The sequence below is a fragment of the Pseudomonas sp. B21-028 genome, from assembly GCF_024749045.1.
GTDB lineage: Bacteria > Pseudomonadota > Gammaproteobacteria > Pseudomonadales > Pseudomonadaceae > Aquipseudomonas.
On sequence record NZ_CP087184.1, the window covers coordinates 2,428,696 to 2,442,447 of the forward strand.

At 55.2% G+C, this 13,752-nt stretch carries 10 protein-coding genes; all 10 read left to right on the top strand.

Annotation, left to right across the window (positions count from 1 at the left end; translation table 11 throughout):
* The first annotated feature begins 50 nt into the window (after window positions 1-50).
* The 10 genes from LOY35_RS11065 (at window position 51) to LOY35_RS11110 (ending at window position 13,645) form a co-directional block, all read left to right on the top strand.
* Window positions 51-443 carry an ACT domain-containing protein gene (locus tag LOY35_RS11065; RefSeq protein WP_258632443.1) on the top strand — a complete coding sequence of 131 codons (393 nt, stop codon included), beginning with the start codon at window positions 51-53 and terminating at the stop codon, window positions 441-443.
* Window positions 444-554: 111 nt separating this feature from the next.
* On the top strand, window positions 555-1,385 hold the full coding sequence (gene nudC / locus LOY35_RS11070) for an NAD(+) diphosphatase (RefSeq protein ID WP_258632444.1): 831 nt from the start codon (window positions 555-557) through the stop codon (window positions 1,383-1,385).
* A gap of 573 nt (window positions 1,386-1,958) precedes the next feature.
* Complete coding sequence (locus LOY35_RS11075; protein ID WP_258632446.1) at window positions 1,959-3,503, top strand: acetolactate synthase large subunit; 1,545 nt, start codon at window positions 1,959-1,961, stop codon at window positions 3,501-3,503.
* Between the two features lie 106 nt (window positions 3,504-3,609).
* The gene (locus tag LOY35_RS11080; RefSeq protein ID WP_258632448.1) at window positions 3,610-4,911 is read left to right on the top strand and encodes an NAD(P)/FAD-dependent oxidoreductase; all 1,302 of its coding nucleotides are present in this window, start codon (window positions 3,610-3,612) and stop codon (window positions 4,909-4,911) included.
* Window positions 4,912-4,957: 46 nt separating this feature from the next.
* The gene (locus LOY35_RS11085) at window positions 4,958-5,683 is read left to right on the top strand and encodes a hypothetical protein (RefSeq protein ID WP_258632449.1); all 726 of its coding nucleotides are present in this window, start codon (window positions 4,958-4,960) and stop codon (window positions 5,681-5,683) included.
* 449 nt (window positions 5,684-6,132) lie between these two features.
* Window positions 6,133-7,533, top strand: coding sequence for a DUF1329 domain-containing protein (locus LOY35_RS11090; protein ID WP_258632450.1), 1,401 nt, complete (start codon window positions 6,133-6,135; stop codon window positions 7,531-7,533).
* A gap of 130 nt (window positions 7,534-7,663) precedes the next feature.
* Window positions 7,664-9,274 carry a DUF1302 domain-containing protein gene (locus tag LOY35_RS11095; RefSeq protein ID WP_258633560.1) on the top strand — a complete coding sequence of 537 codons (1,611 nt, stop codon included), beginning with the start codon at window positions 7,664-7,666 and terminating at the stop codon, window positions 9,272-9,274.
* 8 nt (window positions 9,275-9,282) lie between these two features.
* Window positions 9,283-11,682, top strand: coding sequence for an RND family transporter (locus LOY35_RS11100; protein ID WP_258632452.1), 2,400 nt, complete (start codon window positions 9,283-9,285; stop codon window positions 11,680-11,682).
* Window positions 11,683-11,698: 16 nt separating this feature from the next.
* Entirely contained in the window at window positions 11,699-12,679 is a 981-nt protein-coding gene (locus LOY35_RS11105; protein ID WP_258632454.1) for a YCF48-related protein, read from the top strand.
* A 99-nt stretch (window positions 12,680-12,778) separates the two neighbouring features.
* On the top strand, window positions 12,779-13,645 hold the full coding sequence (locus tag LOY35_RS11110; protein ID WP_258632456.1) for an alpha/beta fold hydrolase: 867 nt from the start codon (window positions 12,779-12,781) through the stop codon (window positions 13,643-13,645).
* Window positions 13,646-13,752 lie beyond the last annotated feature (107 nt).

Genomic DNA, 13,752 nt, shown 5'->3' on the forward strand with positions numbered 1-13,752 from the left:
GTGTTGATCAACCGCGGCACGTCTGTAAACCCAATCCATTTGGAGAACCCATGAAACTGGTAAAAAGTATCCGCCTGAAAGTAATGCCCGAGATTTACTCGATTTCTCGACTGGACAGCAAAGCCCCTATCCCTGCCTGGGCGGATGGTGAGGGTTTCGTCAACATCGCGCGCTCTGCCGATGAGCTGTCCATCGTTTGCCATCAAAGTCGCGTGCCTGAGGGCGTAAAAATCGATCGCGACTGGAGTTGCATGCAGTTCGTTGGCCCCTTTGCATTTGATGAGACCGGGATTGTCCTATCTGTTGTTCGCCCTTTGACCGAGGCAGGTTTTGGCGTGTTCGTGGTGTCCACCTTCGATGGCGATTTCTTGTTGCTCAAAGCAGACCGGTTCGCCGAGGGTCTGGCAGTGCTACGTGACGCCGGACATCAGATTCTGGACTGATCCCCTCTCGCATATTCCGGGCCATTCATGTCAGCCGAACACTCTCACATAAGTGTTCAACTGACATGAGTTGAGCTTCGTTAGCTACAACGGACCAACAGAGAACTATCCATGTCGCGTCTTTGGACACCGGCTTTACTTGATCCTCAAATGGCGCTACGCCAGGTGCTCGTGCATGGCCCCGAAGGTTTTTTGGTGGGGTCGAAGGGATTGTTGTTTAGTTACGAGTGGGCCTGCACGCAAGGCCTGAAGGTTTTCGCGGAACACGGCATAGGCTTTTACGATGGCCAGCCGGTGCATCTGCTGGAAGTCAGCCACTGTGATGCTGTATCGGGTTGCTCATGGCAAGCACTGCGTCCGTTGATGTTGGAGAGCGATCTTGAGACATTCAGAATGCTTGGGTTTGCGGCTCAAATCGGTACATGGGCACGGCATCATCGTTTCTGTGGCGCTTGCGGTTCACCGACTCAAGTGTTGGCAAATGAAAGGGCCAGTTATTGTGCTACGTGCGAACTGTATTATTACCCGAGAATTTCACCCTGCATGATCGTGTTGGTAACCCGTGGCGATGAGGTCTTGCTCGCTCGTTCGCCAGGCTTTCCCCCTGGGCTCTACAGCACACTGGCAGGTTTCGTCGAGCCCGGAGAGTCGATGGAGGAGTGCGTTATCCGTGAGATTCGAGAGGAAGTGGGGATTGAAGTCAGCAACATCAGGTATATAGCAAGCCAGTCCTGGCCCTATCCCCATTCGATGATGTTTGGTTTCCATGCCGAATATTCGACGGGTGAAATTGTTCCGCTGCCAGAGGAGATCGAGGACGCGCGCTGGTTCAATATTGGTGCCTTGCCGCAGCTTTCGTCGCAACGCTCTATTTCGCGATACCTGATCGAGCTCTACCTGGCTCGAAGGAACTCCATGGCAGATCCTGCGTTGCCAAGGTGACCAGGGGAAGAAATATAACCATGTTTACTGGCGTGGTCGGCCCCGGTGAGTCACCAAGACCCTTTTCCAGGTTTTTCAGCAGCAAAAATCGGAATGTCATCGCTGCTCTCACCGGTTGGGCCAGCAACCAACCAGCCCCTACGAATACCTAAGATGGTTCGTTAGTGCTGCCCATCACACTGCTCGGCTCCTGAGCCCTGAGTATCACAGTCATCCATCTGCGGTGTTGCTACTCCTCCTCTACCCGTTTGATTAACCGTTCATGTAGAACCAGCGAGATTTAGTCTTTGCGGCGACCGCTGCTTAGCTTTTCTTGGTGGTGTGCGCAGTCGTCCCCCCTTGAAGAGGGATTCAATCCCGTGGTTATCGAAGGGTTTTATTTGTCCGGGCGGAGCTATTGCGTTAAGCACTCAACAGCGGTTAATCTGACTAACGTCAGCTTTGTGCTAGGCATCTCCGATGGAAGGTGCTAGCTATCGAAGGCGCAATCGCGGTTTTTTCCGCGAAAACGGGCACGGGGCTGGACGCTTCTGCTCCTCTACAGTGTGAATAGGTGCAGCAATGACAATAAAAATGAACGGCGCTCAGTCCCTTTTACAAACACTCGTCAACTGTGATGTCGAGGTGTGTTTTGGGAATCCGGGCACCTCGGAAATGCACTTCGTGGCTGCGCTCGATTCCGTTCCGAAGATGCGCAGTATTCTTTGCCTTTTCGAGGGCGTGGCCACAGGTGCCGCTGACGGATACGGGCGTATTGCAGGAAAGCCCGCAGCCACGTTGCTGCACCTTGGCCCGGGCCTCGCGAACGGTCTGGCCAATCTCCACAATGCCCGTCGTGCCAACACTCCCATCGTTAATGTGGTGGGCGACCACGCGACCTACCACCTGCAATATGACTCGCTCTTAACCTCCGATATCGCAGGCTTCGCTCGGCCCGTGTCCTCCTGGATTCACGAGTCCAAGTCTGCCAAGACCGTCGCAGGCGATGCCGCTCGAGCCGTTCAGGCGGCGCGCTCCGTACCGGGTGCGATCGCTACGCTGATTCTGCCGGCCGATAATGCATGGAACGAAGCCGATCATGCGGCTGATCCTCTGCCGAACGCTAACCCTGCAAGCATCTCGAGTCGTGTGGTCGAACACATAGCCTCCTTATTGGGCAACGGCAAGAAGACGGTGCTTTTGCTTCGTGGTGCAGCGCTGTATGGCGAAGGGCTGGAAGCGGCGGGGCGGGTACAGGCTGCCTGCGGCGCCCGGTTAATGTGCGACACCTTTGCGCCCCATATCGAGCTGGGCGCCGGGCGGGTTCCTGTAGAGCGCGTGCCTTACTTCGCCGAGCAGATCGTCAGCACCTTCGCGGGCGTCGAGCAATTGATTTTGGTAGGTACGCGGCCGCCGGTGTCGTTTTTTGCCTACCCCGGTAAGTCCAGCTGGTGCACGCCGGCAGAGTGCTCGATCAGTTATCTGGCGCATCCCCACGAGGATGCCGTCGAAGCGCTGCAAGCGGTAGCAGATGCGTTAAAGGCTCCAGCGCAAGCCGAGCGACGGGTTCCGCTGGTACTCGCAGGGCTCGGGTCTGGACAGTTGACGGCTCAGTCGGTCGCCCAAGCTATGGCCGAATATACGCCTGAAAACGCTATTTTCGCCGACGAGTCTACTACCGCCGGTTTTGCCCTCCTCAGCACGATGGCGACAGCGCGCCCTCATACCCATATTCCCCTCACCGGGGGCTCGATCGGTTCCGGCCTGACGCTAGCGGTCGGCGCTGCCGTGGCGGCACCCGACCGTAAAGTCATCTGCCCCCATGGGGATGGCGGCGCCGCATTCTCGATGCAGGCGCTCTGGACGATGGCGCGGGAAAATCTGGATATCACAGTAGTGATCTATGCCAATCGCTCTTATGGGATTCTCAACATCGAGTTGCAGCGGGTCGGTGCAGTAGCCTCAGGCAGTAAAGCTCTGTCGATGCTGGACCTGCATAACCCTGAGATGAATTGGGTACAGATTGCGCAGGGCCTGGGTGTCGAAGCAAGTCGCGCTACCACCGCCGAAGCGTTCAATGACCAATACCGTTCAGCCATGCGCAGTCGGGGACCCCGACTCATCGAAGCGATGATTTGAAATCGACGTTGCGAACGGGACTAGATAGCTAAATAAATCGATATAAGTCAGATATTGTCGAGCGCTATCGAAGTTTTTTTATTGAGTTCAGCTCAGGGGAAGCTTAATGAATGACCACACCATCGTCATTGGGGCCGGTCTCGCAGGCCTTTCCGCTGCAAGCGATTTGCGGGCAGCAGGGCGTTCGGTGACTGTGTTGGAAGCCACGGCGCGCCCTGGGGGGCGCGTCGTGCTCATGACACACCACGGCGACGCGGCGGAAGCCGGCGCCCAAGGTATCCATACCGGTTATACGCGATTGCTGGAGTTGGTCGAACGCCACGGGTTGACCGCTGACCTGGTACCGCAAGCCAATCAACAAGCGTGTTACCTGGACAGATCGGGCCGCCAGGTGTATCCAGCTGGAATACTGGGCATGAGCAAGCTGTTGGGTTTGCGTGGCACCGCCGAGCTGTCCTGGTTCCTAGCGCGCTATGTGTCGATGATGAAGCGGTTTTCGCTGTATGAAACGCACCGTGACATTCCTGAGTACGACAATATTTCCATCGCCGAAGCTTTTCAGTGGGCGGGCGACGCCTTCAAGGACTATTTCCTGCACCCCGCCGCCCACGCCATGGTGGGCACTAATATAGAACACACCAATCTTTATCACTTTCTGAACTTGATCAAGTTGATATTCACGACCAAGGTGATGACGCTACGCGGTGGGAATGCCTCACTGGCGGAAAAAATCGCAGCGTCTCTTGAGGTCCGTTACGAGTGCCCGGTCGAGAAATTACTGTACGAGAAAGGGCGAGTAACTGGCGTATTGCTGACCAGCGGAGAGGTTCTCAAAGCGGCGCATGTCATCGTTGCGTGCCCGATCGACGCTGCGGCCAAACTCATGCCTGAAGCGCTCGGCGTCCAGCGGGCATTTCTAACTGACTTTCCCAATGTCCCCTTGACACTGGTGTACTTTTTTTTGAACCAGCCGCTTAACACCAAAGCGTATGTCTATATGGGGCATGGCCATCGGACGACCACGTTCAATATGGCGTTGAACCATACCGTCAAGACCCCGCATCTTGTTCCCAGCGGCAAAGGCATTGTTTCCGCCTGGCCTTGCTATCCCGATTCATTGGGGCTTGCGCAACAGAGCAACGAGGCTGTAACGGCTAAAGCGCTGGAAGATATGCAGCTCTTTTTTCCGGGCATTGCCGGTATGGTTGATGAGGTCAAGATTCAGCGGCACCCTTGGGGGTTCGCACGACTTTCGCCCGGTACGCATGCTAAGATCCTGGGGTTCAAGCAGCAGGCCGAGCAGTTGCGCGGGGTGTCATTTGCCAGCAATGATTATGACGGTGTGCACATGGAGTCTGCTGTGCAAAGTGGTGTCAGGGCGGCTGAACGGGTGATTCGAGGTCGTTAGCCCCCTGGCTGAACTCGCTATTTTCCTTATGAAGTGTAGACCTTAAGTGAAGCCGATTGATAACGAGCCAGCTAAAGCGGATGTAGCCCTGGTAAGAGAAAAGTCCTCGCAACGAAAGGGGCGCACGTCGCAAGTCGTGCGCTCAGCACGTATTCCTACGCAGGAGCGAAGTAAAAAGCGCTATCAGTCTATATTGGATGCGACCCTGCATATACTTCAGAGTACTGATATCGAAAATATCAGTCTGCACGATATCGGTAAGGTCGCAGAGCTTCCTCCACCCTCTGTGCATTATCTGTTTAATACGGTGACGTCTATTTTCATTGTATTGAACAAGAATTTTAATAGCTACTTGACCGAGCTTATTCTCGAGCATAGTCGAAATCAGGGCTTTGCCCATGTCAACAGTTGGCAGGAATTGACGCGGTCCGCGATGACCATTGCCAAAGAGCAGCTGAACAGTAATAGGGCAATGTCGGAAATTATGCTTGGTCCGGTGATGCATCGTTCCATGCGGCTTACAAACCTGGAAACGAATCGCTATCATGGCTCTGCGTCACTGGCGTTATTTGATCAATTTTTCGTTGTCCCGGATGCTCCGAAACTGGCCACCTACCTGATGTATGCGGCCGAAATTGCAGACGGACTATGGGCGGGTGCCTATTCTCGTTTCGGTAAAATTGATGACGAGACGTTTGAAGAGTCGGTCAGGGCCTGCATCGCCTATTTGCGTTGTTACTTCCCGGAAAACATGCAAACGCGTAACGTGTAACCGTAGTTCCCATCTCCATACCCCGGGCAGCAGGACAGCGCGCCTTTATTAGCCCGCTGATGACTGCTGTCGCGAGTGGCCTTCCGCGAGCTATTACTTCAGGCAATCCTCATCAGCGTTTTTGCTGTTCCATAGGGCAAAAAAATTGTTTGCGCACCAATCCGGTAAGCAAAGCCGTGCCTTTTTGCCTCCACCTTGGCGGTAAGGCTGTATTTTTTGATAAAAACTGATATTAGTCAGCAAATTATCTTGGGTGTGACGCGCTTTTACAAATATCACCCTATATATTCGATGAATTCGGGCACGAAAGCTGCTTGATGGGAGCTGCGGCGACTGATAAAGTTGACTTATGTCTAATTTGTTAGGGTCGTAATGCTTTCCTACTGACCTTTTCCGCCGGTCATGCCGGTGTTGGAGGTCGCAAGCCAGTCCGCTCAGAGGATTTTACCGTGATAACAATAGCTTATAAGCCTGCTTCTAAAAGCGCACACGTTAAACAAGCCACTACCGTTACCTTGGCCTCCTTTACTCTATTGTTGGCAGGTTTCTGTGCGTCACTGCAGGCCGCCGGGCTGACTCCCTCAGGGGCGGAGCAAGCCGGCACCGCGAGCGGTATTCCGGAATGGCAGGCACCTCAACCGGCGTTGCCGGGGTGGACTTACGGACAACCCCGAAAAGACTTCTTCCAATACAAAAACGACATGCCACTATTTTCCATTGATGCGAGCAATGTCGAAAAATATGCAGCGCAATTGAACCCGGGGCAGGTGGCACTGGTAAAGAGCATCAAGGGTTACAGCATGCCAGTCTATCCGTCGCGTCGTACATGCGGCGTACCGGATTTCGTGGCGCAAAACACTCAAAAGAATATCGGCTTCTCACAAATCAATGATAAAGATAATTCATTGATTGATGCCCATGTGCCTGGTTTTCCTTTTCCAGCGCCTAAAACCGGCGCAGAAGCCATGTGGAACGCCAAATTGCGATATCGCGGTGTTGGCCTTGAGCAATATAGCCTGATCGTCTCTGCATCGCCGCGCAAGGGCAGCTCGGATTGGATCAAGATAACGGCTGATCAATATACTTATTATCCGTGGGGTGTTAAGGGCGGTACGACGTTTGCCGATGTGAGTCGCGTGGAGGCCATGCTGTACTTCAGCTTTCTGCAACCCGCTGCTATGGCGGGGCAGGCGGCAACTTTTACGGGCGCAGCCGACAAACCTGCAGAAGCCTACTACTACTTTCCGGGACAACGGCGTACGCGTCGTATGCCTTCCTATTCCTACGATGCGCCGCAACTTGGTTACGAAAATCAATACAATATTGATGAGTCTTACGTCTTTGCAGGGCTGATGGACCGGTTCGACTGGAAGTTGGTAGGGAAGCAAGAGTTAATTGTGCCTTACAATGCATTGGGTATGTATGACTTCAAGGCTAAATATGAAGATGTCATGCAGCCAGATTTTGTCGCAGCGACACAGCGTCGTTATGAGCTGCATCGTGTCTGGGTGGTCGAGGCGACTATCAAGGCAGGCATGCGCCACTCCGCGCCTAAGCGCCTCTTTTATATAGATGAAGACAGTTGGTCGTTGCTCGGTGCAGTTGACTATGATGCGCAAGGTAATATCTCGAAAGTTCGCGAAGGCGAAGTAATTCCGGTGTTTGAGACTGGCTCATGCGATTCCTATGCATTTATTCAATATAACTTGTCCAGTGGTCGCTACGTCATGGATGGCTCGCCGCTTGCTAGCGGTAAAGACATCAAGTGGATCGTCGACGGCGCCGGCAATCCACATATGAAAGCGAACTTTTACAATCCCGAAAATCTTCGCGCAATGAGCGAACGTTAATAACAATAAGACGGTGAGGGATTCAGACATGAAATGTTTTTCGATACGCCGCGATAATGATTTCGGCAAGCCGCTGGGTGTCGCATTGGCGGCGGTATTCACCGTCACCGGCAACAGTGCGAGCGCTTTTATGTTCTCCAACGACAGCGACACGATCAGGGGAAGCTTCGATTCGACGATCTCGGCGGGAACGGGTATCCGCACTCAGTCGCCCAGCAGCGCGCTGGTGTCCCCGACTTACAATGCCTCAACGGGCGCGCAATCGGGCGGCGGGAAGCTGGGTCAAATCAGTGGCGTGAGTGATCAAGGTGATATCAATTACGATAAAGGTGATCCATTTACCACGTACCTCAAAGGCAGTCATGAGTTGCTTTTGAAAATGCCAGCATATGACATGGCGTTTATGGCGCGTGCTACATGGCTGCGCGATTTTTCTGCCACTGAAACCACGGGTAACCTCAGCGGCCAGGATGCGTTCAATTCCACTGCGCCGGCCATCAATGACGGCCTGGCTTCAAGCGCCCGCGATGACCTGCGTTTCAGAACCCAATTGCTTGATTTGTGGGTGAGCAAGACATTTGACATCGGCGACCAGCAGGGCCGACTCAGGGTGGGCAACCAGGTAGTCAGTTGGGGAGAGAACATCTATGAGGTGGGCGGCATAAACGCCACCAACGCCATCGACGTCAACCGCGCGTCGCAGCCCGGTGCCCAGGTCAAGGAATTCGTGCTGCCGGCGCCTATCGTGAGTTTTGCCACGGGGATCGGCGGCGGTTTCAATGTCGAGGCTTATATACAAACCAAATGGAATGAGAGTTATCTGCCACCCACCGGCAGTTACTGGTCAACGTCCATTGTAGGCAAGGGGAGTCGCGCCTATGGGGCGGAAACCAAGGATGCGCGAGACGGCGGTCAGTACGGGATCGCGTTGCGCTATAAACCCGAAGGTACCGATCTGAATCTGGGTTTATATGCAATTACTTACCATGACAAGCTTCCACAGACCACGCTCGATGCAAATGGTGCAACGGTCTATCGATTCCCCGAAGATCGGCATATGTACGGCGTCAGCGCCAATTTCCCCGTGGGGGATTGGGCCATCGGTACAGAACTTTCTTACCGCCCCAGGGATGCCGTTCCGTTGAATGCCTCAAGTGGCTGCGTGGCCCAGGGCGGACAGTGCTGGGTCGATGAGAAGAAATTTCAATGGCACCTCACGTCGCTCTTTGCTCTGCAACCGTCCAACGCCGCCAGCGTACTGAATTTCCTCGGCGCGGACTCTGCCACATTAACCACCGAAACCGTCGTCATCGCGTACCCGGGCCTGCATGACAGTTATGACGGCTCTCCCATCGCGGCGGGAGGATGGCTGTGGGGCAACCAGAAAAACGATCTGCTGCAGACGGGCGCGTTCAACAGCCCTGGCGATGCCAAGGGCACGAAGTATTCAGGAGGGATCGACGTCGATTTCAACTGGGTTTATGACGGCTCGCTGATCAGCGGATGGCAGGTGATTCCCGGCATGTACGTGCGCCGTGGCATGTTTGGTTACACACCTAATATCAATGAACAGTTCATGGAAGGTGTGACATCGGTAAACCTGTATGTGAACTTCATACAAAACCCGGCGGATTGGCAAGTTGGGCTCAATTACACGTCGTTCTTCGGACCTTCCGATGCTTTGACGAACCCGTTACGTGATCGTGACTTTATTGGCCTGAACGTGTCTCGTAACTTCTGAGGTCGCCCATGAACGTCCCGTCTAAAATCGAACCGGCACGCGCGGGCGTGTTGGTTCGGGTATTGAAGTTGCTCGAAAATGGGTTATTCGGTCATCGGTGCGCGGTGCTTGGAGGGCTGGTTCTGTTTACGCTGGTGATGGCTTGGTTTGCCGCCCAGCTCCGGATGGACGCAGGTTTTGAAAAGCAACTTCCGATAGGTCATGAGTATGTCGCGACGTTTAAGCAATACCGCGCTGATCTGTTGGGAGCTAATCGGCTGACGGTAGTCGTCAAGGCCAGGCACGGGACGATTTGGACGCCGCAGGGTTTGAGAAAACTGTACGACGTAACCCAAGCCCTCACGTTCCTGCCTAATGTCGCAAGTGGTTCAGTTCAGTCACTGTGGACGCCCAATACCTTTGTCACGGAAATTACCGAGGAGGGCTTCAGGGCGGAGCCGATCATCCCGGGCACCATCACGCCGGAGAACCTGAACGCCGACAGTATCGGAGCGATCTCTCAGTCGGTCATGCAGGGTGGTTTTATCGGCAATCTGGTCGCGCGGGATCAATCCAGTGCGATGATCACTGCCGATCTGGACGAAATCAATGCCCAGGGCCAGCACATTGATTATGCGGCGTTCGACCGTGGAATTGAGGCGGACATCCGCTCCAAGTTCGAGGACGATGACTACGAAATACAGATAATCGGGTTCGCCAAACAGATTGGAGATATTTCCGAGGGCGCTGCCTCCGTTCTGCATTTCTGTGTGATCGCGCTGATCCTGACCGCCTTGGCTGTGTATTGGTATTGCCGGTCAATCAAGCTCACGCTTTTGCCCCTGGCCTGCTCGCTGGTATCCCTGGTCTGGCAATTCGGCGCGTTGCACTTGCTGGGTTTCGGGCTGGATCCGTTGGGCGTGCTTGTGCCTTTTCTGGTGTTCGCTATTGGTGTTTCACACGGCGTGCAGCAACTGAATTTTATCGTACGTGAACTGGCGCACGGCAAGACTATGGAAGCCGCCGCGCGATCCAGTTTCAGCGGTTTATTCATACCGGGATCACTGGCCTTGGTCACCGCGTTTGTTTCGTTTGTGACGCTTATTCTGATGCCTATTCCCATGGTAAGGGAGCTTGCTATCACGGCGGCGCTGGGGGTTGCGTTTAAAATAGTCACCAACTTGATCATGCTCCCGCTGGCGGCGTCCCTGCTACGGATGGGGCAGGGTTACGCAAAAGGTGTCGAGCTGAAAGCCGCACAACGAGCACGCTGGTTAAGGACACTGGCGCGGGTCGCCGAGCCGCGCAACGCAGCCCTGGTGCTTTGCGTGGCAATGGTCATTTCGGTCGCCGCGATCTGGCAGAGCAAGGATCGCGTGGTAGGAACGCTGCAGGCGGGGGCTCCCGAACTGCGCCCGGACGCCAGGTTCAATAAAGACGCGGTGTCGATTGCCTCCAGTTACGACCTGGGGCTCGACTGGTTGACAGTTGTATTCGAAGCGCCGCCTGGGTCTTGTGACAAGGTTCAGATTGGGGTTTATCAGGACCGCTTCGATTTCGCTATCCAACCGGTCGAAGGCGTCATGTCGATTCTCTCGTTTGCGTCGCTGATTCGTCAGTACAACGAAGGCTATAACGAGGGCAATCCGAAGATGTCGGTGGTCCCGATCGACTCGGCCAACTATGCCGCCCTGGGTGTTGAGATAGGCCGGCTGCCCGGCATCATGCGCAAGGATTGCAGCATGACGGCCGTGCACATCTATCTGGCGGATCATAAGGCAACCACGATTAACCGCGTGATTGACGCAGTGAAGACATTTCGTGCCAATGACACGTTGCCGGGCGTGACCATCCGCTTGGCATCAGGAAATGCCGGTGTGCTGGCTGCGGTGAACGAGGAGATCGAGCACAGCGAATTTCCGATGATGCTCTATGTGTACACCACGATAATTTTTCTGGTGTTTTTGACCTATCGAGACCTGCGCGCGGTGCTGGCGTGTTGCTTGCCTTTAACCATTGGTACCTTCATTGGTTATTGGTTCATGAAGGAGCTGCAAATCGGGCTTACGGTGGCGACGTTACCGGTCATGGTACTTGCCGTAGGCATCGGCGTGGATTACGCCTTCTACATCTACAATCGCCTGCAGCTTCATATGGCTAACGGCATTCCTATCGTCAGTGCCTTGGAACACTCGATTCTGGAAGTGGGGACCGCCACGATATTTACCGCGATAACCCTGGCGGTAGGCGTAGCGACATGGTCATTTTCAGAGCTCAAGTTTCAAGCCGATATGGGGAAATTGCTCGCGTTCATGTTCCTGGTGAACATGATTATGGCCATGACTGTGCTTCCCGCGTTTGCGGTATGGCTTGAGCGGTGGTTCCCACGCAAGCGTCCCGTCCGTGCCCTTGGGCTTCTCTCGCATTGAACACGGAGCAGCATTCATGAAAGCACTATCAAGGTATTCATTCTGCGCGTTCGTCACGGCTGCTATCGGGCTGCAGGTTGCATGTGTCGTTGCAGCTGAGGCGGTGGGGCCGCTTCAACCATCGCCCGCCGCGCATTCGCTCCAGGCACTGCGCTCGCCCATTCTGGCGGCGACATGGGCAGGTGCGCGAGCGGTGGCCGTGGGCTCGGATGGGGTTGTATTGCTTTCGGATGATCAGACTCGCTCTTTTCACCAGGCGGATGACGTGCCGGTTAGCTCTACTTTGACCGACGTGAGCTTTGTCGACGCCAACCATGGTTGGGCCGTCGGGCACTGGGGCGCCATTCTGGCAACCGTCGATGGAGGGCGGCGTTGGCAGGTCCAACGATTGGTCACGGAAGAGGATCGACCGCTGTTCGCGGTACATTTCTTCGATGCGCGGCACGGCGTTGCGGTGGGTTTGTGGTCGCTCGTACTGGTGACTCAGGACGCTGGAATGACGTGGGTCGAGCAGGCAACAAATCCTGACGTAAAAGGCCTTGCGGACCTTAATCTGACCAGTTTGTTTGCGGATAAAAGCGGCGGCGTTTATGCCACTGCCGAACAGGGGCGCCTGTTGTATTCCACCGACCAGGGAAGCTCGTGGCGTTACTTGGATACCGGATACGCAGGGTCGCTGTGGTGCGGGCTTTCTCTGGACAACCAGACGCTGCTTGCGGGCGGACAGCGTGGAACACTGCTGCGCAGTGAAGATGCTGGACTGACGTGGAAACGTTTGAATCTTGATACCACCAGCTCAATAACCTCCATAGTCAGCGATGGCGTTGACGTACTGGTAGTGGGGTTGGACGGCCTGCAAAGACGCAGCAGCGACGGTGGTCGAACGTTCGTCGCGGTCACTGAGGATGCTCACGAATCACTGACCGCCGCGCTAGCGACGCCCACGGGAAAGTGGGCACTGTTTTCACGCCACGGGCTTATATCCGGGGCTGAATAGTTTATGGCTTGAAACGTGTCGTGGAACATGAAGCTGAGCGACACGGCGGTCTTGCAGTCAATCATCCGTTAAAACTAATAACACCACCGGAGTTAAGTGATGTCTGAGCGCTATCAAGAGGGTCGTTTCATATCGTCGAAAGGGGCGGATTTGTTCTATCGGGATTTTGGACCTATTGAGGGCGCAACCACGGTGCCGCTTTTGTGCCTGCACGGTTTCCTGCGGTCCTCCAGGGACTTCTCTGAGCTCGGCCGCGTCCTTTCGGCCCAGGGCATTCGGGTGATCGTGCCTGACTTGCGCGGTCGTGGCCTGTCGGCGACATTCGCTTCGGCGGCCGACTACCACTACGATCTCATCAAACAAGATGTATGGGATCTGCTCGACCACCTGAGCATCGACAAAGTCGCGGTGCTCGGCATTGCACTGGGCGCGCTGCTGGCAATGGACATGGCCGTTGAAAACCCGGCACGGATCAAGGGCGTGGTATTGAACGACCAGGGCACGGAAATCAACCAAAGCGCCAGCAACAAAATGTCCGGTAACTTCGACACTCATGCCTATTCATTCGAGGAAGCTGTCAGCCGCATGCAGCTGCACTTCGGCGACACCTATCCGGGCCTCACGCACGAGCGTTGGCAGGACTTGACCCTGCGCGCCTACCGGGAGATCGAACCCGGTAAATTCGCTCGCGACGTGGACCCGCTTTCCCTGGCCGATGTCCCGCGTCTCAAGGCCGAGCGTCCAGACAACTGGCCACAGTTTCGGGCTACGCGCGACGTACCGACGGCCATACTGAGAGGGGAACTGTCCGAGTATTTTGCCGCTGATTGTGCAGAACGGATGCTGGATTCACACCCCAACGCCACGCTGACCACGGTCAAAGGGCGTGGTCATCCGCCTCTCATGGATGAACCTGAAGCCCTGGCGGCGATTAAAGCCTTGTTGGAACGCGCTTCATCGCGTTAACCCGGTGCCGGCGCTGACCGGGCAACCGGCCGCGGCCTGCCAGGGGCACTACATTCGTCAGGACGACACGGCGGTGTTTCATCGGTTACGGAGCACGTAATCGATGG

Bases quoted from the DNA above. Each gene is read 5' to 3' on its own strand.
- LOY35_RS11100 (WP_258632452.1), top strand. From the start codon at position 9,283: ATGAACGTCCCGTCTAAAATCGAACCGGCACGCGCGGGCGTGTTGGTT.
- LOY35_RS11075 (WP_258632446.1), top strand. From the start codon at position 1,959: ATGAACGGCGCTCAGTCCCTTTTACAAACACTCGTCAACTGTGATGTC.
- LOY35_RS11095 (WP_258633560.1), top strand. From the start codon at position 7,664: ATGTTCTCCAACGACAGCGACACGATCAGGGGAAGCTTCGATTCGACG.
- LOY35_RS11065 (WP_258632443.1), top strand. From the start codon at position 51: ATGAAACTGGTAAAAAGTATCCGCCTGAAAGTAATGCCCGAGATTTAC.
- LOY35_RS11080 (WP_258632448.1), top strand. From the start codon at position 3,610: ATGAATGACCACACCATCGTCATTGGGGCCGGTCTCGCAGGCCTTTCC.
- LOY35_RS11110 (WP_258632456.1), top strand. From the start codon at position 12,779: ATGTCTGAGCGCTATCAAGAGGGTCGTTTCATATCGTCGAAAGGGGCG.
- nudC (WP_258632444.1), top strand. From the start codon at position 555: ATGTCGCGTCTTTGGACACCGGCTTTACTTGATCCTCAAATGGCGCTA.
- LOY35_RS11105 (WP_258632454.1), top strand. From the start codon at position 11,699: ATGAAAGCACTATCAAGGTATTCATTCTGCGCGTTCGTCACGGCTGCT.